This is a genomic window from Lysinibacillus sp. BS3 (genome assembly GCF_039614735.1).
Lineage (GTDB): Bacteria > Bacillota > Bacilli > Bacillales_A > Planococcaceae > Lysinibacillus > Lysinibacillus capsici.
The window spans coordinates 771,969-797,916 of record NZ_CP154860.1; the positions used below are offsets into that span (position 1 = coordinate 771,969).

Consider the following 25,948-nt stretch of genomic DNA (forward strand, 5'->3'; position numbering starts at 1 on the left):
GTACCTTGTAATGACGTAAACTATAAAAACACAACAATAATTCTTTCGGAATATGAGGTAGGTATTGTAAAAAAGAAGGAGGGATACGATGTTTGATGAAGCTGCATATTTTATTTTTAGAGCACTGTTAATTTTAACTGTTTTGGTTGTTGTGGTTGGAATCCCACTTGGTGAAACACTGATTAGAAAAAAATAAAACTGCATCTAAATGGATGCAGTTTTTGATTTTTATCCTACTTTGTGTCGGTAATAGATTTTGGGATTGTTGAAATAATGAACTATATAGAAGTCTTAGAATGGATTTTCACCTTTTATAAAAGGAATAAAAACTACATAATTTGAACCAATAAAAATGAGCCAAAAGAGTACTGATGTACGTCGCTGTTTAAAGATATTACTTTCCTGAAAAATAAAAATACCGACAATCAACGAGTATAAGACGAATAAAATATACGATAATCCAAACCAGTTTACCCATACGTCACCTGTAAATTGAATTCCAAAATTCTCGTATATAGGTCTTAAAATATAAGTTGTGAAAAGTAAACCAATCGATAGAATTACAATAATTTCGAGTAAACTAAGTACAACTTTCTTCCATTCATCCAAATAAATTACCTCATTTCTTCTGACAACATGAAAATATAAACCTGCGTAATGGTACAAACAAAGTTGCAATGTTGTTTAAGTAGAAAAAGGCTCTACTCCTTATTAAAGTAAGTCCGTTAAAACAATAGTAAAACACTATCATCCACCTTATGGAACTGTATTACTCATAACTGTCACAAAGCCGTTCAACGAGGCTGTATCAATTAATTGAAGTATTCCCAGTCTTGCGGTATCACTGTAGACATACCAATGATTTGCAGTAGTATCATGCACCAAAACTCCGCCCAAGTCCCCCGTGGAAAAATAAATATCAAACCGTTTGATACTGTTCGAGTCTTGGTCTAAAAAATCAAATTGCGCATTTTTATCATAGTCTCCTACTGGAATGGGATGAGAATTCCAAGGATTATAAGTAGGTGCTTCGATTTTACTTCCATTATTTTTTATAAAAGTATGATAAATAGCTTCGTTATAACCATTCCCATTGATTTGCTGTACGACTCCGCCTAATGTCATATGATATTCGTATTGCAATGCTTTTACTTTTATACCATCAATAAAGAGAGGCAGTGTCTCAACCGTTACTGTACCGTTTTTGTAAGTGATATTGCTGCCAAATGTTTCGGCAAGAAAACGCATCGGAACAAAAGTACGATTATTCTTCATATATGGCTCTACATCAAGCAGTTCTGTTTTACCGTTTTTCACCACTTGATTACGATTAAGTTTTAGTGTTACCTGTATATCGTTTTTAGTAAGTGTGATTTGGGCATCCGTCCATACAACATTTACCCCTAAATTTTCACTAATTACACGTAAAGGAACCATTGTCCGATTACTTTTAACTTCTGGATTTACATCAGATGCAATTGTAACACCGTCAACTTTTATTTGAAAATCGGCTGCATATGCCGGTGACGAAGTCATGATTAGAATTAACCCAAGATAAATTCCTGAGAACACTTTTTTCAACTTTGAACACTCCTTTTCTTAAAACTCACTCCCCAAAAATACATTCCACTAAATATTTTACCATAAAAATCCACCTATATCGTTAAACTATCCTGCTCTTTATTCAATCTACATGACCCATAAAAGAAGACGCGTTTCGAAATAAACGCGTCCGATTATTAGATAAAGATACTGATGAAAATTAGAATTGATGTCCTTTCTAAAAACCTAATAAATTCCCCTACTAAAGGCTGGCTGCCAAATTCCTTGGGCATTTTTCTCCATACCTAGCTCAATTGGTCCTTCAAGTGAAATAAATTTTACAACTCCTGTTGTATCTGTTTGTTGCTCAAACTCCGCATGTTCTAGCCCAGCAAAGAGGTTTGCAATAATAAGACGATTTATTTCCTTTGTAAACAACTCCTGACGTACGATTTTCGTTTTCTCATAATGTCTTCGAACACTTTCTGTTTCTTCGTTCTTATTTGTTGTAAACAATGCTTCGTATGTTTCATAATCTTTTTCAATATCACTCAATAAAAACATTTTAGTAATCGCTTGGGGTGTCATATTTTTTAACTTTTCAATATTATAATCCGCTTTAAAGGCATCAAAAACTTGCTGCTCCTGTTCAGACAATTCAAATGTTAGCTCAAAATTTTGGAAGCCTACGACCTTACCGACTAATTGCCCCTCACTAATTTTCATAATCGTATGGCCTTCGTCACTGTCATAAACAACCATTTCTTTTTCTTTCGCAGAAATCGATTTGTCATTGAATGGCGCTGGTCTTGTTCCAAAGTTATGAAAAAAGTAAGGGTTTTTCAATGGGTCATTGATATCCTCTTTTTTTATTTGCTTATTTAATCCATGTACTTTTAATGGGGTATCCTCTACTAAAATTTGCCCTTGCTTCATTGTTACATGATCATTCCCTAATCCTAATACAGTTGAAACGACAAGCCCATCCGTTCCATAAAAAGCAATGTAATCTCCATACGTAATGGGGGCTTCCTTATCAATAATCATGGGTAAAAAATGCAACATCCATTGTTTTCCAAGTAGATGGGCATATTTCGGTTGAATGATGTCTAACGAAGAAACATCATCGACAATCGGTAGTAGCTCATTTTGCTGACTTGCGGTTTGTAGGTTATTCTTTTGAGAAAACTCAACGAATAGCATTAACCCAATAATGAAACAAGCTGCAATAGATACGGTGACAACCTGCCAGTTGAACTTTCTTTTTATGGGTTTCTTTTGCAATATACGTTGCTTGATGTCGTTTGTAAATGGGGCATCTTGTCGCAATTCTTCTTTTAGCTTGTCTTTAAATTCCTTCATAAAATATTGCCTCCAGTTCTGGATTTGTTTTCAACAATTCTCTCGCTCGACGAATCCTTGTACGAACGGTGTTTTGTGAGACGTTTATTAAACTAGCAATTTCAGAAACATCAAATTCTTCATAATAAAACAGTACAATGACTTCCCTATAATGAAGTGGTAATGCAAAGACAATTTGCTTTAAAGTTGCAAAATCTTCAGTTGCTATATATGTTTGCTCTACGGAGGGTTCAGTTCTACCTAGTGGTAAAAGCTTTGAAATAAATGATTTTCTCTTTTGTTTACGTAGTTCATCGTGACAGCAATTAATAGCGATACGGGTTAAATACGTTTTCAATGAAGCATCTTTTCTAAAATCGTCTTTATGTAATAAGTACTTCATGAGTACGTCCTGTGTAATCTCCTCTGCAAGCTGAAAATCCTTCATATATAAATAGCTAAGATGATACAAATATTCACCATATTGTTCTACGATTTGTTCCAACAACAACTCACCTCGTTTCAATCCTACTACTTAGACGCTCGTTTTCTAAAAAATTGTTCAATCTCCTGGAAATATTTTAGAATAGCCTTTTTATCAAGATTGCAGTAGTATGCAATGCACTTCTAGATGATGCAACAGTACCTATGTATTAGATGGGCTTACTGATAATGGCCCTTTTCATGAAGAAAGACGCTTTCCTATTATTTCAGAAAAGCGTCCGAGAAGATCGTTATTCAACTTTACCTATAGTTCGTTCAAGAAGGACTGTTCTTTTTTCGATTTGTTAAATAAATCTATTCTTTCTATTATACTTTCGTTCTTACTAGTATCCCACCATTCAACGATCACATAAATCTCATGTATATCTTTCAGTGTAATAAAGTCACCATTTTTATTGATGTATGGCCCTGCAATAGCACCAGTTGTATATTCTGCTATATTCGTCTCACCAGTAACTGAATCAGTATGAACGACTGAATCATCACTCTCGATAACCACATGCGTTTCAAAGTGGAAGAAATCTGTCATATACGTATTGACGTTTTTCATTTTTAAGGTCCCAAATCCTGCTTTAAAGTCTTCTGGTGTTATAACAATTTCATACCCAGTTAGATTCCAGCTTTCACTTTCACCCATCAATAATAAATAATAAGTATTACCACTTTTTTGAGCATTGCAGCCAGATAGTACAAAGAACGACAACATCAAATAAATGCAAGGCACTAAACCTTTTATATATTTCTTCATTCAATCCCCCTTTGAAAAATGAATGCAATTCAATTCTTTAAAAGAAAAAGACACGTTCCTAAATAAACGCGCCCTTTTCTGGAATAAAAAATGAGTTACTAACTATTCATAAACTTTTGTAGGCAACTTGAACGATTTGTTGTTCACCATTCTTCTCAAAAATCTTATAATTTTTCATCCCGATTTTTTCCGCAACTTTTTGGGATGGGATATTTTTTAAGGTCGTGTATGAAAATATTTCAGAATAGCCCAGAACATTCCATGCATATTCCTTACAAGCAGATGCCGCTTCTGTCGCATACCCCTTATTCCAATACGCTTTAATAATGTGAAAACCGATTTCAGGTAACCATACACCGTCAATGTTCTGCATGGTTATTCCACAATCACCGATAAATAGATCTCCTTCTTTTAAAACAACTGCCCATAGTCCGTGATTATATTGCTTATAATTTTTCTCATTCCATCTGATCCAATTTTTAACATCTTCTTGATTAAAGGGATGAGGGTAATATTGCATAGATTCGGGGTCGGAAAGCACTTTTGATAATTCATGATGATCGTCCATTTTTAACGCTCTAAGGTATAATCGTTCCGTCTCAATTATCTTCAAAATACCCACCCTTTGCTTTTAATATATTTTGCTACAATATTTCATTTAGAAATGTGCAGTACCTGTTTTTACCCATTTGAAGCCAAAAGGTTACCCAAAGTAATGATGGACACACCAAACAACAAGAAACAGACTTACTATCCCCCAAGCAGTGGTACTCCATATCCACCAAACTACAGATCTTGCTTTTGATGAATTTCCCTCTTCTTCCATATTCAATTTTATAAAAGCGACCTTACTTTCCATATCTTTTTTCATAGAAGCGAGCACAACAAATCCAATTATTATGAAACCAATAGTTACCCAAAGTAGTAGGTCCACCTTTACACTCCCTTTATAGAATTGAATTTCACCGCAATTTATTATAATAATTAGATTCTACAAAGATAACAATATACCTTGTGTTAATTCAAGTGCGTTTAAGTATATCATGTATTAAAATGCTGAAACTTAAATTGCCAGAAGCTTTGTTTGGAAACTTTACTTAAAAGAATGTTATTCAACAATTGGACCCAATGTTAAGATAAACACGCAAATGTAAGATGTATTGCTTTACTCAACAATATGACCCTTAAATGAAAAGGAGCAAAATAGATGGCCCTATCCCTCACTTTGCCTACTCTATCCATCACTTTTCACGTTGTATCCGCTACTTTTCATGTTTTAACCGCCTTTTTAGAACCTATCCCTCACTTTGCCTGCTCTATCCATCACTTTTCACGTTGTATCCGCTACTTTTCATGTTTTAACCGCCTTTTTAGAACCTATCCCTCACTTTGCCTGCTCTATCCATCACTTTTCACGTTGTATCCGCTACTTTTCATGTTTTAACCACTACTTTAGAACCTATCCCTCACTTTGGCTGCTCTATCCATCACTTTTCACGTTGTATCCGCTACTTTTCATGTTTTAACCGCTACTTTAGAGCCTATTCCTCACTTTGCCTGCTCTGCCATTTGAGTGGTTGAACTAGAGTCATAAAATAAACCGACCCAATGGATCCGCCAAGTGCAATTAATTGCATGTGACGCGTACTTAATTCCCGCTTTAGTTGTGAATCTTGATGATTATCTTTCATAATGCTTACTCCTCATACGTTTAGATTTTCAAATACTTGTTCAAAAAAGGAATAAATCAGAACCACCAGTCTAACTGGTGGTTTGCTCTACGCGTGAAACGCTGGGGTACTGGCCCATGTCTAAAGACACACTGAAAGGTCCGCCAACCGCACTCCGTTTTCACGCTACCACTAAAGTGGTTTTATTATTTTCGCTTTTTTGCTTGTATTTCTTCTCCTGTAAATGGATCAATGAATTCTTTCATGGTCATTTGATCCTCAAGTATATCCTCTTGCAATTGATTTTTTATATATTCCTGTATGATTTTTCTGTTTCGTCCTACTGTATCTACATAATATCCGCGACACCAAAACTTCCTATTTCCATATTTGTATTTCAGGTTCGCATGCCGATCGAATATCATTAAACTACTCTTCCCTTTCAAATAACCCACAAACGATGAAACACTTATTTTGAAGTGACCCCTATAAGTTAGACACGGTTATTTCGTTTAGGCAGCTTGGGTAAACTGAGTTCGGTATTCTACCGGACTCAGTTTTAATTTTGCCTTTAAACGTCTCGTGTTGTAATACGTTATATACTTTTCAAGTTCCTTTTTAAAATGCTCGACACTATCAAATTCCTTTAAGTAGAGGAATTCTGACTTCATGATGCCGAAGAAATTCTCCATGACAGAGTTGTCATAACAGTTTCCCTTACGTGACATACTTTGCACAATGCCTCTTGATTCAAGGGCGTGGCGATATTGTTTCATTTGGTAATGCCAACCTTGATCTGAATGCATCAATAATTGATGTTCCTCTGGCAACCTCTCTAGTGCCTTCTCCAACATTTCTGATACAAGCGAATATGTTGGTCTATGACCAATTGTGTACGTAATAATTTCGCCGTTAAATAAGTCTAAAATAGGTGATAAATAGAGCTTTTCACCAAACAGCTTAAACTCCGTAATATCTGTAACCCATTTTTCATTCGGTGCTTCTGCTATGAAGTTACGATCCAATCTATTAGGCGCAATCTTACCGATTGTCCCTTTATAAGATTTGTATTTCTTCATACGCACTAAGCACTTTAAACCTAATTCTTTCATGATACGTTGAACCTTTTTATGATTCACTTTTTTCCCACGATTTGCTAGCTCATCACGAATACGACGATAACCATAACGACCTTCGTGTTCGTTATAAATTGCTCGAATTTCGGCCTTTAACTCGGCATCTGGATCTGGACGATCCATCTTCTTCACTAAATCATAGTACGTGCTACGTGGAATGCCTGCGAATTTCGCAAGCGCCTTCACCGAGTATTTATGCCTTAATTCATAGATGACCTTTACTTTGTCTTCTTTGGTGATTTTTCCTTGGCTTGAACTAAGGCGTTCAACTTTTTTAAGTACTCATTTTCCATACGTAGACGATTGATTTCTGCTTGAAGTGCTTCAGGTGTCCCTTCTACTGGTGCTTGTTTTGGTTGTTTGTTCGTTTCTTTTTTCATGGATGGATGCCCCTTTTTCCTTGATTGAAGGGCATCGAATCCTTTTGTTTTAAATTGCTTTTTCCAACTACGAAGTGTAGAAGGCGTAGCTATCTTAAAGATAGCTGCTGTTTCAAGTAAGGACGTACCATTTTCAATCATAAAGTTTAGTACGTCTAGTTTAAACTGTGCCGAATAATTTGTATATCGCTTTATAAACGCTTCTACGCCATTATACTCATATTGTTTCGCCCAATTAAGAATTGCTTTGTGATCTGTTCCGATAGATTTAGCAATTTCATGTGAACTTTCATTGCCTTTTATGTAACGTAAGGCTGCTTGTAGTTTTTCTTCCGATGTAAATTTAGCCATATAAAAACTGCTCCTCCAAATGTTAGATGTGTCTAACATTTGGGGAGCAGTTCATTTTTGGTGGAATACTCACCAACATATGAATGTGATCAGGACAGGCTGTGGCTTCAATGATTTCTACTCCTTTTCTTTCACATAACTGGCGAAGAATTCTACCTATATCTGCTTTGATTTGTCCATAAATAATCTGCCTTCTATATTTTGGCGCAAAGACGATGTGATACTTACAATTCCATGTCGTGTGTGCTAAACTTTTATTATCCATTTGGAGCCCCTTTCGTACGAAGTCGGTTGACCAGACCTGATTTCATTGTACGGCTGGGGTTTTTTTCTTGTCCATAGCTAGAAGCTCTTTGGAACCCCTCGCATAGCAAGGGGTTTTCAAAATATACAAAAAAACGCCCTTTTGGATTAACCAAAAGGACGATTCAACTCGTGTTACCACCTTTAATTTATAAGCAATTCACATTACTTACCTTAAGAAGTACGGTCATTTGACGATACTCTCGCACATGATTACGGGTGTATGATCTTTTCGGTACAGAGCTCCAAGATGAATTCTCACTCGTTTTACATGCACCTCTCATCAACCGGTAGCTTTCTGTTCGTAAAAATAATTGATACTATTTTTTTCATAGCCTTTGTTCTAGCCATCTCACGAGAAAGAGTAGATTTTCGCTAAATAAAGCGCCCGATTGTAAAAAGGCCCAAAAATTACCATTCTCTTCATTACACTCTCTGAAAACCAAAAATATATTTCAATCATACGAACAGGCAACGAATATCTTACTTTTTGTTCTTTTGATATACAATAAAAGTAAGGCCATTTAATAGCAATGTAAAAATGAGAAGAACTGCTGTGGCTATCACGACTGCACGTGTCGTGTCCATGAGTGCCGTCCAATCCTCAATTTTTACTAAATGATAATTATAAAACATCTGAAAACTAATTGAAATAGCGCAGGCACTGATGCTGAGAACGGCAAGGATGCCCCAATTAGAATGTTCATGTTTTTTATTTCCCATTAGATAAATAACCGGAAGTATCCAAGCGATTATTCCTAGTAAGAGACTGCCAATATTAAGCCAACCAATCATAACGAATCCCTCTTTCTATTTGTATTGCCGTTTAACAATACTTAACGGTAAATTGTAGGAAAGGTTTCAAATAACTGTATTATTCAACAATATTGCCATTTAAAAGAAAAAGACACGTTGATAAATAAACGCGCCCAATTGCCGAAAACTATTATTCAATTAAAACTACCATTATAAACTTTATCTTTTCGCTTCATTTGTATATGCGTAAATATTTTCACTATTAATATACCAATTATTCCACCAAGTATATTACATAACAAGTAGATACCATCTACAGATCCAATGTTCCTAGGAACTAAACTAAACGACCCTAATAGTAGACGTAAAAGCTCTATACCTAAACAACACAATATCACTAGAAAAATGGCTTTATTTCTATTTTTAAAATGGAAAAGAACGCATAAAAATATCCCTAAAGGAAGTAATAATAAAAAATTATAAACTATAGCTGAATAGTTCCACAAATACATATTGAAGTGGATACTATCAAAAATTCCAAACCAATCATTAGCTGTAATAAAACTCCTACTTTTGTCTGCTGGATTTAGAGGTAAAAGTGTTATTCCCCCTACTTTAATTTGAAGTAAACATAGTAAATAGAAGAAAAAGCTATATAAAGTAACGCGTCTTTGATTAGGCTTGATTTCTTTTCTAAAGTAATCAAGAAATACATCTATAAAAATATAGACCAACAACACTAAAAATCCGAAAGGAACAATATTATATAGAACATAGTTTGTATGCAAGTAAACACCTCCCAAATTCTGTAACAACTATCATTTTACTTATTTTAACAATGTTAGTCAAAACCATTTTTCCATTTAGATGCTTTTAATGTCATATATAAAAAAACACCCCCATAGACCACCATATCTATAGGGGAAAAAACGGTACGATATTAGTATGAAGTTTAGTAGGTTACCTCGGAATCTTTTCGCTTCGGAGTAAGTGCAGTAAAAAGTGCAATTAAATTAGGTGGAATACTAAATAATAAAAATAGCCAGTTTGTCGTCAGGATCGAGATGATCGTGAATACAATAATGGACGTAATGAAGACGAATAGGCCCACCTTCACACGCGAGGGCTGTAACGGGGCTGCGCTGGACATATTGATGGTCAAAATAATCCCAATGATTCCCCAACTCGCTACGTGTGTTAATAAAAGGATACCTAAAACCATAGCAGTGCTTAATTCAATTCCAAAATTGAGTAACGTAAAGAAAACATACAGCGCTCCTAATGTCACATACCATGAATAGGATCTCGCCTTTTGCCAAATATGATAGTACAGCTCGTCTAAACCTCTTTTTTTTCTAGCTTTCTGTCGCCCGAACCACCATCCAAGAAGTCCACCAATCACTCCCCCATACAATCCAATCATACCCCAGATATTAATCTCCATTATTCATTCTCCCCTCTTCAAATATAAACACTTCTTCAATTGTGCTATTGAACGCTTTGGAAATGTTGTAGGCAAGCTCTAAGGATGGATTGAATTTGCCTGATTCAATAGCAATGATCGATTGCCGTGAAACGCCAACTTGTTTCGACAATTCTTCCTGCGTAATCTTGTTCAATTTTCGTAATTCTCGAATTCTGTTTTTCATAATGCCTCCTTTATAAATGTAAAGCAAACTATACATTTAATGTTAAGTAAAGTTTACTTTACATCACTACGTATGTCAAGCAAACTTTACAATTTGATTTTGAGTTAGATGAAATGGCAATGTCGAGTAAAGAACAACAAAATTCTATTACTATGTACTATTTTTGGAAAATTTGATAAATTAATAGTAAGGAATGTTTTGAGTGTTACAAAAAGGAGGTTATCCAAATGAGTAAAAAAGAGCTCTTGCAAAATGGAGTCAATCAGGTTTTTTACGAAGAGGAATGGTACCCACCGTTATCAGAAGCATTAAAGAATCTTACTGCTGCGCAAGCTAGTTGGCAACCAGAAGGAAATGCCGCTAATACGATATGGGAAAATGTAAACCATTTATTAATCTTTAAAGAGCGCTTACTTTCTCGCTTACATAAAGATGAGACATTTGTTGCTCCACAAAATAATGATGAAACGTTTGTCCAAGGCGGTGCTCATGATGAAGATGCTTGGCAAGAAACAGTGAATCGAACACTTCACGTACATGAAGCCTTACAATCTTCATTAGCATCCTTGCAAGAAGAGGCATTAGATCAACCTAGTCCCGCTCTTCCAGTTTGGCAACAATATCTAAATATCCTTTTGCACGACGCTTACCATACAGGACAAATTGTTCAACTTCGTAAACTACAAGGTTCATGGCCTGCTAAGCGCTCCTACTTATAAACGATGATTCCAATTGGTGATTGAAAAGCAGATGCCCCCTCAAGTTAGAGACAAACTACTAACTATAGGGGGCATATCATTTAATTCGTTTTCATTATCCATCTTAAGCTGTTTATCTACCATAATCAGTGGAACATCACTAATGTCGAGAGTGGTTTTAGTAAGTTTACAAGTCTATCGGCTTACCACCTGTCACTCCATAAATCTGACCCGTGATATAACTTCCTTCATCCGAGGCCAAAAGAACATAAACGGGTGCAAGCTCTACTGGCTGTCCTGCACGGCCGAGGGGCGTATTTTGGCCAAACTCAGGAATCTCTCCTTCTAATTTCCCGTTATCTAGCTGAAGCGGCGTCCAAATCGGGCCAGGTGCAACACCATTGACACGAACACCTTTAGAAGCAAAGTACGAGGATAGGGATACCATAAAGTTGCTTATTGCACCTTTTGTCGCGGCATAATCCATTAAAGATGAGGATGGATCGAAAGATTGAACCGATGTGGTGGTGATAATTGCACTTCCTGGCTCCAAATGTTCTTCAGCAGCTTTTACGGTCTCGAACATGCTGATGATGTTTACTTTGAAAGTGTCTTGCACTTGTTTAATTGTTAAGTCACTTAGGGATGGCTGTGCGATCTGTTGCGCAGCATTTAATACAAGAATGTCCAATCCGCCAAAGGCTTCTACGGTTTTTGTAACAATCTCTGTCGCTGTGCCGTCTTCTCGCAAGTCATACGGTAGCAGTAATGCTTTTCTTCCTGCTTTTTCAATTAATTCTTTAACGACGTTGGCATCTTCCTCTTCACCAGGGAAGAATTGGATGGCTACATTGGCTCCTTCACGTGCATAGGCAATAGCGGCAGCACGGCCAATCCCAGAATCGCCTCCTGTAATTAAGGCATTGCGCCCTTCTAAACGATTGTATCCTTTATATGATTCTTCTCCGCAGTCAGGTTTGGGGATCATTCCATGCTGTAGCGCTGGCGTGTTCTGTTCCTGATTTGGGAATTTTTCGGTATGAAATTTTTTACGTGGATCGGTTAGATGTGGGTTTCCCATCAGCTATCATCTCCTATTTTGATTAATTAGTGACAAACACTTTGTGTGCTTACACTGTTACATTTTGTTGAATACCCTCTGAACATTTACTTTAAACAGCATCAGATTTCTTCCGCCCTTCCTACCAATGATGGAGTCATTTACATTTTCCTTACAAAAGAAAAAACACCCTATATAAGCGAGCAGACTAGTCCACTGTTGAAATGGATAGTTTGAACACTTACATTGAGTGTTTTAAGAACCTCTATAAAGTAGGTTATGAAAGATATTTAATAACGCTTTGTTTGTTTAAATTAACGCCTCAATTGCTTGAGCTACTTGCTCTTCTGTTAAATTGTGACGCACGATGTAGCGATTGCGCGCATGCTTTGTACATTCGATTGTACAGCCACCTAAATGCTTTGCTTCATTTTCTTCAGATGCGATGATTTGCTTGTTACATTCAGGATTTGCACAGTTAATGTAGCGTTCACAAGGTTCACCGTCATAGTGATCACGACCGACAATCACATGCTCTACTTGATTGATTGGCACCGTTAAACGCTCATCGAAAACGTACATTTGACCATCCCATAATTGACCTTTCGCCACAGGATCTTTTCCATATGTTGCTACACCACCATGTAATTGACCGACATTGCCAAAGCCTTCACGTTTCATCCAACCCGAAAACTTCTCACAACGAATACCACCCGTGCAATATGTTAAAACATTTTTCCCTTCGAATAGCTCACGGTTTGCACGGACCCATTCTGGTGTATCACGGAAATTTTTCACCTCTGGTCGAATCGCGCCACGAAAATGGCCGACATCGTATTCATACGTGTTACGCACATCTAATACTACTGTATTTTCATCTTGCATTTCAGCAAGGAATTGTTCTGGTGACAGGTAGCGACCTGTTAATTCATGTGGGTTGACGTCTTCTTCTAAGCCTAAGTTGACTAACTCAGGACGTGGGCGAACGTGCATTTTTTTGAATGCATGTCCTTCTGCCGCATCAATTTTAAAGACAATGCCTTCGAATAATGGGTCTGCTTGCATGTTTGCCATATATTGCTCTGTTTGCTCAATCGTCCCCGAAACAGTCCCGTTAATGCCCTCATTGGCTACTAAAATACGACCTTTTAAACCGATTTCTTTACACATTTCTAAGTGCGTTGCTGAAAACGTCTCTGGGTCTTCAATCTTCGTGTAATGGTAATATAATAAAACTCGATAATTCATTGTTTTCCACCTATCATTTCAATATTTGCAGGATATTCCTGATAGTGTCTTTTACGACCTATTAACCATAAAGGATAATCCGTTAATATGCTATCGGTAATTAGACTGAAATGAGTAGGAATAATTTTCCATATGCCGCTAGATAAAAAAAGACACATTCATTCGTTAAACAAATTTTATTTTTTTCTTCACCGCATTTTCTACTAAAGCATAGAGTAAACTCGCAATACCAAAAATAAGCATCGAATTGATAATACTTAAATTATATTCTTCTATAAATCGCGAATCATAAATGATTACGAAAGAAAAAGCCCCTATTGCCCCACCAAATAAAGTGAAGGTAACCACTTTGAACAGCCAATTTTTCATAAAACGACTCACAATAAATGTTAACGGTAAAAACGAAATCGGATAGAGAATAAAAGCAAAAGAGCCCATTAAGAACATATAACCAACGCCTAAATCACGAAATCCCGTCATATATTCTGATGTCCTGATTTTTCTTCCTTCTAAAACTTCTAAGCCAAATCCAGCTAAGGCAAACAGCACTATAAAAGGTATCCACATGATTAAACAATGATAGAAAGTTTTCATTCTTATCCTTCCCCTTATAAATTTTTACTGCTGGTACAATTCAACCTCTTAATAGATCAAACGAAAATCATGGAAGAAAGTTACAATGTTTCTCACCTGACAAAAGATCAAAAAAAAGCATATTTTAGGGATTGATACGCCTAAAATATGCACCTCTCATTTCTTTTCTTTAAAACACAATCCCAATAATGATGGCTGATAGAACACTTACAAGTGAGGCACCGTATAGCAATTTTAATCCAAAGCGTGCCACTACATTGCCTTGCTTTTCATTTAACCCTTTTACGGCACCTACAATGGTACCAATTGAGCCAAAGTTAGCAAAGGATATGAGGAATACAGAGACAATCGCTGCTGTACGCTCACTGAAGCTATCTTGGATTTTAACGAAGTCCAGCATGGCAACGAATTCATTTGCCACAAGCTTTGTCGCCATGATACTCCCTGCATTCACAGCTTCATGCCAAGGTACACCCATGACAAACGCAATTGGGGCAAAGACATAGCCTAGGAAACCTTGGAATGTGATACCGAAAATGCCATCAAACACACCATTAATGAGGGCAATTAACCCTACAAAGCCTACTAACATAACCCCGACGATGATGGCTACCTTAAAACCGTCCATAATGTATTCGCCTAGCATTTCAAAAAACGTTTGCTTTTCACCTTCTTGCACTTCGATTATATCTTCCTCCGCTTGTACTTCATACGGGTTAATGATTGAGGCCACGATAAAACCACCAAACAAGTTTAATATGAGAGCTGCCACTACATACTTTGGCTCTAGCATCGTCATATAAGAGCCCACAATGGACATCGATACCGTTGACATCGCAGAAGCACATAAGGTATAAAGCCGATGCTTTGGTAAAAAGCCGATTTGATTTTTCACTGAAATGAATACTTCATTTTGCCCTACGATTGCCGCTGCAACCGCATTATAGGATTCTAGTTTTCCCATGCCATTGATTTTACTTAATACGAAACCTATATATTTAATCATAAACGGTAGAATTTTATAATGTTGCAATATGCCGATGATGGCTGACATAAATACGATTGGCATTAAAACATAGAGGAAAAATGTATGTGCACCCTCATTCGCCATCCCACCAAATACAAAATTTGTGCCCTCATTGGCATATTCAAGTAGTTTTGCAAAGCTATCAGCAAATCCTTTAATTAAAAATTCCCCAATACCTGTTTTCAGTAATAGAAACCCTAAAACAAGCTGGATAACAATCATCACAATGATTGGGCGGTATTTAATCTTTTTCTTATTATTACTTGCAAGCCATGCTAAAAATAGCACGAGTAGTAGACCTACTATCGAAATAATATAATGCATGCTGTCCCCTCCGTAACGAACAATGTTTTCAAATGCTTTTTCTTCCCATCCCATGCAATCCCTTACGCATCGATGATTGTATGAAGAGCAATGTCCACCATATCAAAAAAGGATTTTTCACTTTCCTCGTGCGTTAAGCTTTCATTTGTTAATAGTTGACTACCTACCGTCAAAATAGACAATGCCTTTACTCCATATTTTGCGGCTAACGTATAGAGGGCGGTGCTTTCCATTTCTACCCCTAAAACACCGAATTCCATAAACTTATGAAGCCTGTCTAATGTTTCACGATAAAATTCATCTGAATTATAAATATTGCCAACAAACACATTGCCTTTTTTCCCTTGCGCTCGTTGAAACGCTTTCATTAATAAGGAAAAATCCGCAATTGGTGCGTAATTATTGCCGTAGAAAATTTTCTCCGTCAAATTGCTGTCTGAAGACACTGCTTGGGCTAGAATGATATCGCGGATTTGAATGTCCTTTTGCATCGCGCCACATGTGCCAATACGAATCAATTTTTTCACGCCATAATCGTTGACCAATTCAGTACCGTATATACTCATCGATGGATTCCCCATGCCCGTCCCCTGCACGGAAATCGGTACACCTTTGAACGTTCCTGTATACCCATACATTCCTCTTACTTCGTTATAGCAATAGACATTCTCTAAAAAATGCTCTGCTACAAATCTTGCACGTAAAGGGTCTCCAGGCAGCAAGACACGCTCAGCTATTTCTCCCTTTTTTGCTCCTAAATGTCTACTCATTTTCATTCCTCCAAAAACTTGTCATTTATCTCCAATCCAATTAGGTAACCGTTTTCATTTACCAATAAAAATACCCACAGCCATTTCCGAAACTACTTCTTTTACAAGAAATCTGTTCAGAAACTACTATGAGTATAAGGTTTAATAATCCTGACAAACTAGACCAGATTGTTACGTTGTGTACGGGAAATAATTGACCAAATTACCGAAGCAATTCTTGACGAATATTATCTAAGTCCCTTTTGGTAGGAATCGTAGATATAATAACAACCGGCACTGTCGTTAAGGCAACGGGAAAATTACTTATGACAAAATCAATGTGATGCTGCTGTACCATCTCATCCGTTAACCCCTTCATAATAGAGGTATTAATAATCAGCTGGTCCCCAATTTCATTCTTGATTAAATTGGCGATATAATGGCGGATTGAAAATTCCTCTCCAATAACCAAGAAGGCTCGTTTACTTTTATAACGTAGCCCTGAACGAACAAGCAAGGTAAGCTTGGTTAAATGAAAGTCATTATACAGGATAGAAGGGTACGCTTTTTTCCATGTTTGCATACAGACCTGCATATCTTGGTAAATTTGCTGACATTCAATTTGAACATAGTTTGTTAAATTACTTTTTGAAATCATCAGCCACTCAGGGATGGCATTATCGATTAAAAGCTTGTCTAAAAACTCATATACCTCCAAGCTAAACCGCTCATTCATATGTAGATTAGGGTAAGCCTTTGCCAATAAGGTGAACAACTGCTGCGCCATTTGATCAATTTCTTTATTTTTATATAATTCGATTTCCTTCATTGGCGTCATGTCTGATCCTTCATAATAATGATATTGGCTTAGACTAAATAGAGATTGCATAAAAAACAATTCACGCTTTGGTAATTCAATCGAAAATTTTTCTTCCAGTGCCTGTGCAAAGTCTTTTACTGGCAAATAGAACATTCCTCTTTCCCAGGCGTAATCATCCTCCGTAATTTTGACATAGTTCCCCTTTCGTACTCTTTCCAAGACAATCGCCACTAAAAAGGATAATTTCCTTTTGGAGTTAATAAAATAAACAATGTTTTGCTCATGCTCTATTTGCGTGATGCATTGATTGATAAAATCAAAGTCACTATTGGTAAATGGCCATCCTGTATACTCATAGGCATCACCATATAATTTCCAATAAAAATAGCGGATATTCAATTCATTTCCCTTTACGGCGGGCGTCGAGTATGTAATGCGTAGCTTATACGGCTTCAAATCATGATTATTTAGTTGCGTAATCAGCTTCTTCAACGAGGAAGTGCTCATAAACATCGCCTCTGCTAGCTCCTCCATCGAATAAGGTTGCCCATTGATAAACAATAAGTGCATGAAGCGATAGAAGATGGTTTGCCTGAACATGCTCGAAAGCACTTCACTAACGGTTGTACTTCGCCCATCTCGTTGTAGAAAAATTCCCTTTCCTCTAGATACGTCAATCGTCATTGTTGCTGGTAATTGCCGATTGATCTCTTCTACGAGCTTCCGTATGGTCTTATCTGAAATATGTAAGCTTTTTTCAACCTCCCCTAAAGTAAACCATCTTTGTTCAGAATCTAGTAACAGTAATAATTGACTAGCTAATTTGAATTCCTTATCCACGTTCTCACCCTATCCATCATTCACAAAAAGGAACATACACTGGTAGCTGTATGTCCCTTTTTGCGTTTATTTCATATACGTATTCAAAACTTTTTCGATGTCCGTATTAAGCTTGTTGATATCAACTGCTGGCACGGGCTGATTGACAAGCTGATATTTTTCTTTTAGTTTTAGGATTCTTTGGACACTTTCATTGATGCGTTCCTCTGTTATTTCCCCATTGCTGACGGCTACCTTCACCGCTTCTATAGCTGCTGTAATATTGGCATATTCATGAGCGATTAAAATAATATCACTACCAGCCTTGATTGAATCGACAGCTGCTTGCCCGATCGCATAATGATTCGTGATGGCCTTCATCGTCATATCATCAGTCATCACAACACCGTCAAAGCCCAGTTGCTTTCTTAGCGTACCCGTGATAATTTCCTTCGACATGGAGGAAGGATACTGGGGATCGATCTTTGGCAATAAAATATGTGCGACCATGACGACATCTGCACCATTGTTAATGGCCTCTTTAAATGGGACAAGCTCTAGCTGATTCAAATCGTTCAAGCTTTTTGTCACCTTTGGCAATTCTAAGTGGGAATCCACAGATGTGTCACCATGCCCAGGGAAATGCTTCACGACAGGAATAACCTGCTCCGACTCCAGACCCTTCATTGTTTGAATACCCAATTTGCTGACGATAGCTGGATCATTGGAAAACGAACGATCCCCGATAATTGGATTATTCGGATTGCTATTGACATCTAATACAGGCGCAAAGTCCAGATTGAAGCCAAATGCCTTTAATTGCTCCCCTAATAATTGGCCTACTTCAAATGAAAACTTGGATTGGTTAATGTCCCCAATTTTTCGGTTCGTTGGGAAATTTTTTAAAGCGCCTGGTAATCTGACTACTTTGCCACCCTCTTGGTCAGTGCCAAGGAAAAGTGGTAGCTGATTATTCGAATTGGCAGCCATTAAGTCATTCATCAATGTGACCGTTTGCTGGGGTGTTTCAAGATTATTGCCATAAAGAATTAAACCACCTACTTTAGCCTTTTGAATAAGGCTTATTGTCTCCTGCTGAAGCGTCGTACCTGAAACACCTGCAAACATCATTTGACCGATTTTCTCGTCCAATGTCATTTGTTCCACCGTATCTGGCGCTTGTGGCTTCAGTTCCGTATAGACCGAAATATGATGAACAGTAGGATTGGCATCACTGTCAATCGGTTTCGGTAAAATCCACTTTAATTGATAGCTGGCATTTACTTGGTAGACAAGAATAATTTGATCGGTTGAAGGATCCTGATAGTAACGAACTTCATCAGGTTCACCCAACTTATTTTTAATATCTGCTAAACGAATGCTTTTGATATTCTCTTTCGATGAACGGATATCGAAGGCCAGTGAACCTCGATAACCAATCGTCACATCCTCATAATCCTCATATTGTCCATTGGCGGATTCCGTGACCTGCTGCGGTTCTCCCCATTGCTCACGAACCGCTTGTTGTTCTGTATCTCCTGCTGCAAATGGCACATCAGGTACTTTTCCTTCTCGCGCGAATTGAGCAATATCCTGAATGAGGACCTCTATATTGTCTGAACCACCTTCCTGTTCGGACGCATCCTCTTGAACGGGCGTTGTCTCAGGATTTCTAGTCGGTAGTGTGACTGGCCTCACTTTCATGCCGATAAAAAAGGCTAGACCCATTAACATCAGCACAAGAACTAGCAGCACACCACGTCTTCTTTTATGCATGTAAAAACCTCCTTCACCAAGCCATTTGGCGACATCGAAACAAATCTATCAACTAACGTTATCATAACTGCCACCTGAATTCAAAGCTCACGCTGTGAACAGAATCGCAGCCTTCAATAGAAAATATTATCGTAAGCTAGCAAAAATGCAAAAGAAGATGTTAAAATATTCACATAAAGGGGGATATAACACATGGGGAAATTAAGTAAAAGAAATATACTGTGGATTGTGCCAATCGGTATCTTAGCGGTATTTTGGTACTTCTATGGTCCACAAAAGGATATTACAGACAATGAATATATTACATACGTAAAAAACTATTCCTATGAAAATAGCGCAAAAACTTTGGAGAGTGCCTTTGCCTCTGCCTGTGAAAATCCATATTGGGTCTATTTTGAAACACAAAAGGGACAGGATGTTGTAGAGTTTGAGGGTGATTGCACGGTGAACAATGAAGTAGCCAAGGTCAATGTACAGTTTCTGGTAGACAACGACATCACAAGTGTTCAATCAGGTGCAATGCTTGTCGATAGTAAAATGCAGGAAGAAGCAGACCGCGATGAATTTTTGCTAGCACTTGCTAAATAATCCCTTATAGTGATGCCATAAGAGTTTTCTCTGGGAAAGCGGATAAAATGTGCAAAGTAGTGGATAGCAATCCTAAAGTGATGGATAGAAAGTTAAAAGTGGCGGATAGATCCTGTGAATTGACGGATAGCTCTGAGAAAGCGGAGTAAGATTTTGATGCTGCAATCGAATAAAAATGGAGAGGTTTGATCCTCTCCAGAAGGTGGTTATTATTTTTTCTTGGCGATCCAAATTGTCCATCGATCCTTTTCAATGATGGAACCTTCAGTGGTGATCGCATTCCTTATATCCTCAAGAAGGGTCGATAATTGGTTGTCATTCAATTCATGCAATAGACTACGCCCCACTCTACCTTGTAAATCAGCCAATAATTGCTCCTTATTAGCATAGACCTGTCTCGTCTCCCATAGTTTGAGTCCACTAATTTCTTGAAAGCCTACTTCTTGTAAGCTTTCTGTCACCAACTGACTAGTGTGTCTGCGCTCTACTTCCTTTTGAATAAGCGAAGGAAAACTTTCAAAGAAATAGCCCCTTATATGATGAGCATCCCCTGGAAGTAAGCAATCCTCTGGGGTGCGATCCTGTACGATAAAATAACCGCCTTGCTGTAAAAGCCGAAATGCCTCTTGAAAGCATGCTTTGACATCTTGCATATGATGAATTAAGGCTCGTTCAAGCACGATATCAAAAGTATCCCCTGCAAGCCCTGTATTGAAAGCATTTCCTTGCACAAATGTGATTTGCGGATATGCTCGACAATTTTCTTTCGCTCCGTCTAGCATGGCTAGTGAAAAGTCTACACCTGTTACAGATGCCACCCCCATATCGACAAGTGCCTTGGCATAAATCCCTCCGCCACAGCCGATATCTACTGCCTTTCCCATACTATGAAAAGGAATATGTTTCGCTAACGCTGCCTTCCATGAGCTATCTGCCTGTCTAGTTGTATAAGACGTACGATGTTGCTGATTATGGAAATCAATCCCCATTCTCTTCACCCTCCCCTTTTATTTTAGTGTACTAGTAGATCACCCATAAGAAAAATCTATAATTATTATAAAAATACATAAGCTTACCTTATCAAACGAAAAACCCATGCTGGGATATGCATGGGTTGAGCTACCATTAACTATTTCTAGTAGGATGGGAGGACTTTAATATGGTCCGTTCAATTATTCTAATTTCGTTATTTAGTTTTGTAATCGCCGCTTCAATTTGTTGATAGCGCTCCATCCGCTTGACCTTCTCTGTTGGAAGGGAATCCTTTAAAGCAGCCTGTCCCGCGTATAAGCTTGACAGTAAATCTAGCTTTTGAAAATAAGCTGTGCTATATTGCTCCATAACACCCAGCCCCTCATCTGTTACTTTTTTACACGAACTTATGAATTGTTGTTCATATAAGAACTATAACCGAAAAAAGCAGCCTCAAAACTCCATCTAAATTATTATTTATTATCCATTTCCAAGTAAATGATTATTCTATAAAAGCGCTAAAGCTATGTTATTCATCTTTTTTTAACAAAGAATAGATAAATGTATCATGTGCTTGTCCCTTTTGATACATATAGTCCCTCAATATGCCTTCCTGTTGGAATCCAAGCTGAATTAAAAGCTTGGAAGATGCCTCATTCTCTAAAAAAACAACGGCTCCAATCCGGTTTAAGTTCATATCCCCAAAACCATATGCAATTACTTTCTGCACAGCTTCTTTTGTATAACCCTGCCGCCAGTAATCAGGATGAATTTCATAGCCAATTTCTGCTCGTTGATGTGCCGCCGACCATAAATGGAAGCCAACTGTACCAATCACTTCACTCGAATCTTTTCGTTCAATTCCCCAACGAATCCCACGCTTTTCCTCAAAATTTTTAGCAAATTGCTTAATTAACTGCTCAGCCTGCTGTGTGTCAGCAAAAGGCTCCTGCCCATAATAGCGTGTTAAAGCCTCATTGGAAAAGCAACGAAAAATCGCAGGAACATCCTCCTCTGTGAGTTCTCTTAACCTAAGTCTTGCTGTTTCTAATTCTGGAAACATGCTGTTCCCCTCCTCTACCATCCATATCATTCTCTACTCTTCCTTCAAAATCCTTTTTTGACAATACAAACGTGCAAACCCCAGAGTAGGCTTGCACGTTTGATTACCCGAAAGCTTGTGCTGCTAGAGCATATAATGTTTGATTTCTTGGAGGTATTTTTTTGGCATTACGGATCATGACAGGTGGCGTGGCAGCCATCGTAAAACCACTTTGTTGTAAAATTGGACCAAGCTCCTTTTGAACAGATGGACAGTCGATACGTAATTTTCCCTGATAGCCCTTAGCCAATTCATTGATAATATGATGTGCTATTTCTTTACTTGGCGCGACGATTGGTCCTAAAAGTAGATAAATTGGCCCCGCGATCGTTAAGCCATAGCCAATCATTTGGTTGTCTTGATTTTTGACAACAACACAGCGCTGTGACTGCTGTATTCTTTTACGCAAAAAGATTCTTCTACTATCCCCAAAGGCTGCTGCGTCAAGTTTGGCCAGCTGTTCAAAATCCTGTTCTTGAAATTCTTTGATGGTGCCTAAAAAATCGGCTTTGCTGGTCGTCTCAACATATTTGTCTGCCAAATATTTATGTACATGCTCAGCAGTCGTGAAGCCCATTTTTTGATATAAAGGTTGTCCTTCTTTTGTAGCTACGAGCATAATCGCTGTTTCCGCTGAAACACTATCGATACAGGCTTGTGTAACGATTCTACCTAAGCCAAAACCTCTGCATTGCTCATGTACAATCACCATGCCAATGGAAGCTACATTTGTGTCGTAGGGAATAATGGCTGCACTGGAAACAATTTTTCCTTCCATATTTTTATGTCCAACTATTCTACCTGCTGCCATAATCGTTTCAATTTCGTAGGCATCGTAATCCCATCCAACGGAAGCTGATAGCTCGATTAATCCCTGAATATCACTAGAAGTAAATAAAGTTAGCTCAAAATTCAATTAGATACACCCTCTGTCATTCAAATTTAAAAGAACATATGTTCCATTTTACAAAATTCCCCTTCCATATACAAGCAATATCTCTTAGCTTTAGCAATTATTACTATATAATTATTGTAAAATAGCCTATAATAGTTGCTAGACTATGCACTCCTACTTCAAGCATATAAAGGTGATTTCAACATGACATCCTATGAACGTATTCTTATAATGGTCCCGCCGTTTCCCTAGCTACGCAATCTACTTGTAACTAACAAAGTAGAATTTTGCTTGTAGGAGGGCAATATGTTGAAAAAACAGGCAGTACCATCTTTATTATTAATGATTGTTCTTGTGGCTTTTCCACAAATTAGTGAAACAATATACACACCATCACTCCCGGATATTGCCGCTGCACTTGATGTAGCCAATAGCTCTGTCCAATTATCATTAAGCATCTATTTTATTGGCTTTGCGTTCGGCGTTTTCTGCTGGGGATGGATTTCTGATTTTATTGGCCGTAGACCTGCCATGCTAGGTGGTTTAATTTTTTATGGAATAGGTAGCCTACTCTGCTTTTACGCAGAGACAATCCCTTTTCTATTAGCAAGTCGATTGCTACAAGCATTCGGCGCTGCAACTGGCTCCATTATTACGCAAACCATATTGCGTGAAAGTGTGACGGGAAGCCAACGCCATGCTATGTTTGCTCAAATTTCAGCCGTCATTGCCTTTACCCCAGCTATAGGGCCGTTAATTGGTGGTTGGGTGGATCAAGCACTAGGCTTTCGAGCCGTGTTTTGTGTCCTTGTCATCATGAGTATCCTGTTGTTTATCTATGCTTATTGCAGACTTCCAGAAACAACCAATCCTGCAACAAGACAAAGAACAGCGATTTGGCCTGTCGTCAAACGCATTTTTGCTTCACCCATCGTGCTTGTCTATGGGCTACTAATAGGAGGCATTAATGGTGTTCTATTTAGCTACTATGCCGAAGCACCCTTTATATTCATCGAGCATTTCCAGCTGTCACCTGGCCTGTACGGATTTCTTGGCATTATCGTTGCCCTTGCTTCCATAATTGGGGCTATGATTTCAAAGCGACTCGTCATCAGCCATTCGCCACAAAAAATCATCCATGTTGGCTGTTTGGTAATGCTTGGTGGCACTTTGCTTTTGACCATCGTTTGTACCCTGCCATTGCACGCGAGCATGATGGCCATTGGTATGCTGATTACTATTTTTATCACACTGCTAGGCTCGGGCATCGCACTTCCTAATTGCTTAAGTTTAGCGTTAGTAGATTTTCAGGATGTGATTGGCACAGCAGGCGCTATCTTTAGTCTCGGCTATTACTTACTCGTCAGTGCCATCACATCTGGTATGAGCTTACTGCATAACGGTTCTTTACTGACAATGCCACTTTATTTCTTAGGTCTATCCTTGATAATGTGGCTTTGCGGGAGAAAGTTTATTCGATAATGGAAGAAAGCGGGCTTCCAATCGCTATCGCTTTTAGATAGATGAAAGACTAGAACAAAACCTCTTCTCCGAATAGAAAAAGTGGGTGAAATTTTACTCTTCGTAAAATTTCACCCACTTTGATTATAGGATAGCCTAGCTCTAAATTTTTCCCACTGGCACCTATTGAATTTTCTCACTCAAAGTGTAAATACTTAATGACAAAGATTGAACTATGTCAGTAGGCATCGTGCAGTGATCTAACTATCTCCTGATGCATAAAACTGATATAATAGATATACCATTAAAGTGAGGGGTGTTATTTATGAAAGAAAATTCATCCTTAGAACGTAAAAAGCAAGTGCAATTCGCAGTTGGTATGGCTGCCATTGACGGTGGAAAACCGAGCGCATTTACACAGAACCTCTTAAACCAATATGAAAATGGTCAAGTATCATCCAGCCAATTGAAACAAGCGATTGTTGAAAAATATACAAGGGCTTCACAGTAGTTTATGGATCCATATATTTATCCTAATACAAATGTCTTAATCAACAAATTAAATATTCGAGATGAACAACAATTGATTGACGTTGAAGCACAACTGTTAATCGCTGGGATTATAGATATTTCTTCTATCACGCATGAGATTGACTTCCAAAAATATAAAAGTCTCCAAAAGATTCATCACTTCCTTTTTCATGAGCTATATTTATGGGCAGGAGAATTCCGCACAGTCAATATTTATAAAAGCGAACATGTTTTAAGTGGATTATCTGTTGCTTATAGTGATAAAGATCACATTGTATCTGATTTAAAAACTATTTTCAGTTGGTCTAAATCTAAGCAATGGAAGTATTCTAATCCTCTCCTTGTTGAGGACTTTTCTTCATTTATGACAAAACTTTGGCGTGTTCATCCTTTCCGAGAAGGAAATACACGAACGGTATCGATTTTCATGAAGCTTTTTGCTGAAGCAAATAGGCTAGACTTCAATGCTCAATTGCTCTCACAGTATGCAGGATATTTACGAAATGCACTAGTTCTTGCAGCAGTAGAAGAAGCTCCGGAACCACAATATTTATTGAAGATGATGACAGATGCTCTGGATGTAGCTGATTTCAATAAATTCAAGGCTGACGATGAAACGTCTAATTATCAAGTAATTGGGCGTTATGATGTTTCCAAGTATAAAGAAAAGCCCTTTGAAACGGATTAAGGAATGATTTATTTACAGATTAAGTATGTTTTACTTATTTAATACGCTAAAAAGGATGGTGATTTGTAATTGAATCATCATCCTTTTTATATATATTTCGCAATAGGGATCAATTAATTCATTTAAAACCTATTACTCTTAGAAAAATCACCTCCTAATTGAAATTTAGTTTTTAACCCCATATTCAATCGAAGGTGTATTTTTTTATTTGTCTAT

At 37.6% G+C, this 25,948-nt stretch carries 29 protein-coding genes and 2 pseudogenes; 5 read left to right on the forward strand and 26 right to left on the reverse strand.

The window, feature by feature from the left end:
- Nucleotides 1-291: 291 nt before the first annotated feature.
- From AAJG31_RS04100 to AAJG31_RS04170, 15 genes and pseudogenes are all read right to left on the reverse strand, one after another.
- Nucleotides 292-609: a hypothetical protein gene (locus AAJG31_RS04100; protein ID WP_054548773.1), complete on the reverse strand. Its 318-nt coding sequence runs from the start codon at nt 607-609 to the stop codon at nt 292-294.
- A 147-nt stretch (nt 610-756) separates the two neighbouring features.
- Complete coding sequence (locus tag AAJG31_RS04105; protein ID WP_279494695.1) at nt 757-1,581, reverse strand: copper amine oxidase N-terminal domain-containing protein; 825 nt, start codon at nt 1,579-1,581, stop codon at nt 757-759.
- Between the two features lie 207 nt (nt 1,582-1,788).
- Entirely contained in the window at nt 1,789-2,904 is a 1,116-nt protein-coding gene (locus tag AAJG31_RS04110; RefSeq protein WP_066038520.1) for a hypothetical protein, read from the reverse strand.
- Nucleotides 2,891-3,388 carry a sigma-70 family RNA polymerase sigma factor gene (locus AAJG31_RS04115; RefSeq protein WP_066038521.1) on the reverse strand — a complete coding sequence of 166 codons (498 nt, stop codon included), beginning with the start codon at nt 3,386-3,388 and terminating at the stop codon, nt 2,891-2,893. Before AAJG31_RS04115 ends, AAJG31_RS04110 begins: the two co-directional genes overlap by 14 nt.
- A gap of 243 nt (nt 3,389-3,631) precedes the next feature.
- The gene (locus tag AAJG31_RS04120) at nt 3,632-4,135 is read right to left on the reverse strand and encodes a hypothetical protein (protein ID WP_066038522.1); all 504 of its coding nucleotides are present in this window, start codon (nt 4,133-4,135) and stop codon (nt 3,632-3,634) included.
- A 106-nt stretch (nt 4,136-4,241) separates the two neighbouring features.
- On the reverse strand, nt 4,242-4,748 hold the full coding sequence (locus AAJG31_RS04125) for a GNAT family N-acetyltransferase (RefSeq protein WP_336623323.1): 507 nt from the start codon (nt 4,746-4,748) through the stop codon (nt 4,242-4,244).
- Between the two features lie 90 nt (nt 4,749-4,838).
- The gene (locus AAJG31_RS04130) at nt 4,839-5,069 is read right to left on the reverse strand and encodes a hypothetical protein (RefSeq protein ID WP_066038523.1); all 231 of its coding nucleotides are present in this window, start codon (nt 5,067-5,069) and stop codon (nt 4,839-4,841) included.
- A 607-nt stretch (nt 5,070-5,676) separates the two neighbouring features.
- Nucleotides 5,677-5,826, reverse strand: coding sequence for a hypothetical protein (locus AAJG31_RS04135; RefSeq protein ID WP_196333027.1), 150 nt, complete (start codon nt 5,824-5,826; stop codon nt 5,677-5,679).
- A 185-nt stretch (nt 5,827-6,011) separates the two neighbouring features.
- A pseudogene (gene tnpA, locus AAJG31_RS04140) lies at nt 6,012-6,281 on the reverse strand (IS200/IS605 family transposase); the annotation flags it as partial.
- Nucleotides 6,282-6,317: 36 nt separating this feature from the next.
- Nucleotides 6,318-7,672 (reverse strand): IS3 family transposase gene (locus tag AAJG31_RS04145; protein ID WP_139111235.1). Its coding sequence is split into 2 segments (ribosomal slippage): nt 6,318-7,219 and nt 7,219-7,672, totalling 1,356 coding nucleotides; the frame shifts between segments, so codons are not numbered across the junction.
- Between the two features lie 49 nt (nt 7,673-7,721).
- A pseudogene (gene tnpA / locus AAJG31_RS04150) lies at nt 7,722-7,937 on the reverse strand (IS200/IS605 family transposase); the annotation flags it as partial.
- A gap of 521 nt (nt 7,938-8,458) precedes the next feature.
- A complete protein-coding gene (locus AAJG31_RS04155) occupies nt 8,459-8,770 on the reverse strand; it encodes a hypothetical protein (RefSeq protein WP_054548778.1) in 312 nt (103 codons plus the stop codon).
- 155 nt (nt 8,771-8,925) lie between these two features.
- Nucleotides 8,926-9,519, reverse strand: a complete 594-nt coding sequence (locus tag AAJG31_RS04160; protein WP_279494691.1) for a VanZ family protein — start codon at nt 9,517-9,519, stop codon at nt 8,926-8,928.
- A 164-nt stretch (nt 9,520-9,683) separates the two neighbouring features.
- Complete coding sequence (locus AAJG31_RS04165) at nt 9,684-10,175, reverse strand: hypothetical protein (RefSeq protein ID WP_279494690.1); 492 nt, start codon at nt 10,173-10,175, stop codon at nt 9,684-9,686.
- A complete protein-coding gene (locus AAJG31_RS04170) occupies nt 10,165-10,380 on the reverse strand; it encodes a helix-turn-helix transcriptional regulator (RefSeq protein WP_279494689.1) in 216 nt (71 codons plus the stop codon). The genes AAJG31_RS04165 and AAJG31_RS04170 overlap by 11 nt, the downstream gene beginning before the upstream one ends.
- Before the next feature lie 227 nt (nt 10,381-10,607).
- Between AAJG31_RS04170 and AAJG31_RS04175 the strand changes: the two genes are divergently transcribed.
- Nucleotides 10,608-11,099 carry a DinB family protein gene (locus AAJG31_RS04175; RefSeq protein ID WP_279494688.1) on the forward strand — a complete coding sequence of 164 codons (492 nt, stop codon included), beginning with the start codon at nt 10,608-10,610 and terminating at the stop codon, nt 11,097-11,099.
- A gap of 166 nt (nt 11,100-11,265) precedes the next feature.
- Here AAJG31_RS04175 and AAJG31_RS04180 read toward each other — a convergent pair whose 3' ends face one another.
- From AAJG31_RS04180 to nagZ, 7 genes are all read right to left on the reverse strand, one after another.
- Nucleotides 11,266-12,159 carry an SDR family oxidoreductase gene (locus tag AAJG31_RS04180; RefSeq protein WP_054548781.1) on the reverse strand — a complete coding sequence of 298 codons (894 nt, stop codon included), beginning with the start codon at nt 12,157-12,159 and terminating at the stop codon, nt 11,266-11,268.
- A 288-nt stretch (nt 12,160-12,447) separates the two neighbouring features.
- Nucleotides 12,448-13,386, reverse strand: coding sequence for a rhodanese-related sulfurtransferase (locus AAJG31_RS04185; protein ID WP_054548782.1), 939 nt, complete (start codon nt 13,384-13,386; stop codon nt 12,448-12,450).
- A gap of 165 nt (nt 13,387-13,551) precedes the next feature.
- On the reverse strand, nt 13,552-13,980 hold the full coding sequence (locus tag AAJG31_RS04190; RefSeq protein WP_279494684.1) for a hypothetical protein: 429 nt from the start codon (nt 13,978-13,980) through the stop codon (nt 13,552-13,554).
- Between the two features lie 169 nt (nt 13,981-14,149).
- Nucleotides 14,150-15,331 carry a NupC/NupG family nucleoside CNT transporter gene (locus AAJG31_RS04195; RefSeq protein WP_048390691.1) on the reverse strand — a complete coding sequence of 394 codons (1,182 nt, stop codon included), beginning with the start codon at nt 15,329-15,331 and terminating at the stop codon, nt 14,150-14,152.
- 62 nt (nt 15,332-15,393) lie between these two features.
- Nucleotides 15,394-16,101, reverse strand: a complete 708-nt coding sequence (gene deoD / locus AAJG31_RS04200; protein ID WP_054548784.1) for a purine-nucleoside phosphorylase — start codon at nt 16,099-16,101, stop codon at nt 15,394-15,396.
- A 202-nt stretch (nt 16,102-16,303) separates the two neighbouring features.
- Nucleotides 16,304-17,740 (reverse strand): helix-turn-helix domain-containing protein, encoded by a 1,437-nt coding sequence (locus tag AAJG31_RS04205; RefSeq protein WP_279494683.1) that lies wholly within the window; start codon nt 17,738-17,740, stop codon nt 16,304-16,306.
- A gap of 66 nt (nt 17,741-17,806) precedes the next feature.
- A complete protein-coding gene (nagZ, locus tag AAJG31_RS04210; RefSeq protein ID WP_279494682.1) occupies nt 17,807-19,495 on the reverse strand; it encodes a beta-N-acetylhexosaminidase in 1,689 nt (562 codons plus the stop codon).
- Nucleotides 19,496-19,687: 192 nt separating this feature from the next.
- On the opposite strand from nagZ, the gene AAJG31_RS04215 reads away from it, so the two are divergent.
- Complete coding sequence (locus AAJG31_RS04215) at nt 19,688-20,083, forward strand: hypothetical protein (protein ID WP_048390581.1); 396 nt, start codon at nt 19,688-19,690, stop codon at nt 20,081-20,083.
- Nucleotides 20,084-20,292: 209 nt separating this feature from the next.
- Here AAJG31_RS04215 and AAJG31_RS04220 read toward each other — a convergent pair whose 3' ends face one another.
- The 4 genes from AAJG31_RS04220 to AAJG31_RS04235 all read right to left on the reverse strand — a co-directional run bounded on the left by AAJG31_RS04220 (nt 20,293) and on the right by AAJG31_RS04235 (nt 23,073).
- Nucleotides 20,293-21,072, reverse strand: coding sequence for a class I SAM-dependent methyltransferase (locus tag AAJG31_RS04220; RefSeq protein WP_279494681.1), 780 nt, complete (start codon nt 21,070-21,072; stop codon nt 20,293-20,295).
- A gap of 136 nt (nt 21,073-21,208) precedes the next feature.
- Nucleotides 21,209-21,424 carry a hypothetical protein gene (locus AAJG31_RS04225; protein ID WP_054548789.1) on the reverse strand — a complete coding sequence of 72 codons (216 nt, stop codon included), beginning with the start codon at nt 21,422-21,424 and terminating at the stop codon, nt 21,209-21,211.
- 160 nt (nt 21,425-21,584) lie between these two features.
- On the reverse strand, nt 21,585-22,118 hold the full coding sequence (locus AAJG31_RS04230; protein WP_279494680.1) for a GNAT family protein: 534 nt from the start codon (nt 22,116-22,118) through the stop codon (nt 21,585-21,587).
- Between the two features lie 103 nt (nt 22,119-22,221).
- A complete protein-coding gene (locus tag AAJG31_RS04235; protein ID WP_279494679.1) occupies nt 22,222-23,073 on the reverse strand; it encodes a GNAT family N-acetyltransferase in 852 nt (283 codons plus the stop codon).
- Nucleotides 23,074-23,361: 288 nt separating this feature from the next.
- Between AAJG31_RS04235 and AAJG31_RS04240 the strand changes: the two genes are divergently transcribed.
- From AAJG31_RS04240 to AAJG31_RS04250, 3 genes are all read left to right on the forward strand, one after another.
- The gene (locus tag AAJG31_RS04240; RefSeq protein ID WP_279496322.1) at nt 23,362-24,534 is read left to right on the forward strand and encodes a multidrug effflux MFS transporter; all 1,173 of its coding nucleotides are present in this window, start codon (nt 23,362-23,364) and stop codon (nt 24,532-24,534) included.
- Nucleotides 24,535-24,838: 304 nt separating this feature from the next.
- Nucleotides 24,839-25,024, forward strand: a complete 186-nt coding sequence (locus tag AAJG31_RS04245) for an antitoxin VbhA family protein (protein ID WP_048390572.1) — start codon at nt 24,839-24,841, stop codon at nt 25,022-25,024.
- 3 nt (nt 25,025-25,027) lie between these two features.
- Nucleotides 25,028-25,732: a Fic family protein gene (locus tag AAJG31_RS04250; protein ID WP_048390571.1), complete on the forward strand. Its 705-nt coding sequence runs from the start codon at nt 25,028-25,030 to the stop codon at nt 25,730-25,732.
- The last annotated feature ends 216 nt before the right edge of the window (nt 25,733-25,948 follow it).

Bases quoted from the DNA above. Each gene is read 5' to 3' on its own strand.
- AAJG31_RS04110 (WP_066038520.1), bottom strand. From the start codon at position 2,904: ATGAAGGAATTTAAAGACAAGCTAAAAGAAGAATTGCGACAAGATGCC.
- AAJG31_RS04120 (WP_066038522.1), bottom strand. From the start codon at position 4,135: ATGAAGAAATATATAAAAGGTTTAGTGCCTTGCATTTATTTGATGTTG.
- AAJG31_RS04135 (WP_196333027.1), bottom strand. From the start codon at position 5,826: ATGAAAGATAATCATCAAGATTCACAACTAAAGCGGGAATTAAGTACG.
- AAJG31_RS04155 (WP_054548778.1), bottom strand. From the start codon at position 8,770: ATGATTGGTTGGCTTAATATTGGCAGTCTCTTACTAGGAATAATCGCT.
- AAJG31_RS04165 (WP_279494690.1), bottom strand. From the start codon at position 10,175: ATGGAGATTAATATCTGGGGTATGATTGGATTGTATGGGGGAGTGATT.
- AAJG31_RS04170 (WP_279494689.1), bottom strand. From the start codon at position 10,380: ATGAAAAACAGAATTCGAGAATTACGAAAATTGAACAAGATTACGCAG.
- AAJG31_RS04175 (WP_279494688.1), top strand. From the start codon at position 10,608: ATGAGTAAAAAAGAGCTCTTGCAAAATGGAGTCAATCAGGTTTTTTAC.
- AAJG31_RS04180 (WP_054548781.1), bottom strand. From the start codon at position 12,159: ATGGGAAACCCACATCTAACCGATCCACGTAAAAAATTTCATACCGAA.
- AAJG31_RS04185 (WP_054548782.1), bottom strand. From the start codon at position 13,386: ATGAATTATCGAGTTTTATTATATTACCATTACACGAAGATTGAAGAC.
- AAJG31_RS04190 (WP_279494684.1), bottom strand. From the start codon at position 13,980: ATGAAAACTTTCTATCATTGTTTAATCATGTGGATACCTTTTATAGTG.
- AAJG31_RS04195 (WP_048390691.1), bottom strand. From the start codon at position 15,331: ATGCATTATATTATTTCGATAGTAGGTCTACTACTCGTGCTATTTTTA.
- deoD (WP_054548784.1), bottom strand. From the start codon at position 16,101: ATGAGTAGACATTTAGGAGCAAAAAAGGGAGAAATAGCTGAGCGTGTC.
- nagZ (WP_279494682.1), bottom strand. From the start codon at position 19,495: ATGCATAAAAGAAGACGTGGTGTGCTGCTAGTTCTTGTGCTGATGTTA.
- AAJG31_RS04215 (WP_048390581.1), top strand. From the start codon at position 19,688: ATGGGGAAATTAAGTAAAAGAAATATACTGTGGATTGTGCCAATCGGT.
- AAJG31_RS04220 (WP_279494681.1), bottom strand. From the start codon at position 21,072: ATGGGGATTGATTTCCATAATCAGCAACATCGTACGTCTTATACAACT.
- AAJG31_RS04225 (WP_054548789.1), bottom strand. From the start codon at position 21,424: ATGGAGCAATATAGCACAGCTTATTTTCAAAAGCTAGATTTACTGTCA.
- AAJG31_RS04230 (WP_279494680.1), bottom strand. From the start codon at position 22,118: ATGTTTCCAGAATTAGAAACAGCAAGACTTAGGTTAAGAGAACTCACA.
- AAJG31_RS04245 (WP_048390572.1), top strand. From the start codon at position 24,839: ATGAAAGAAAATTCATCCTTAGAACGTAAAAAGCAAGTGCAATTCGCA.
- AAJG31_RS04250 (WP_048390571.1), top strand. From the start codon at position 25,028: ATGGATCCATATATTTATCCTAATACAAATGTCTTAATCAACAAATTA.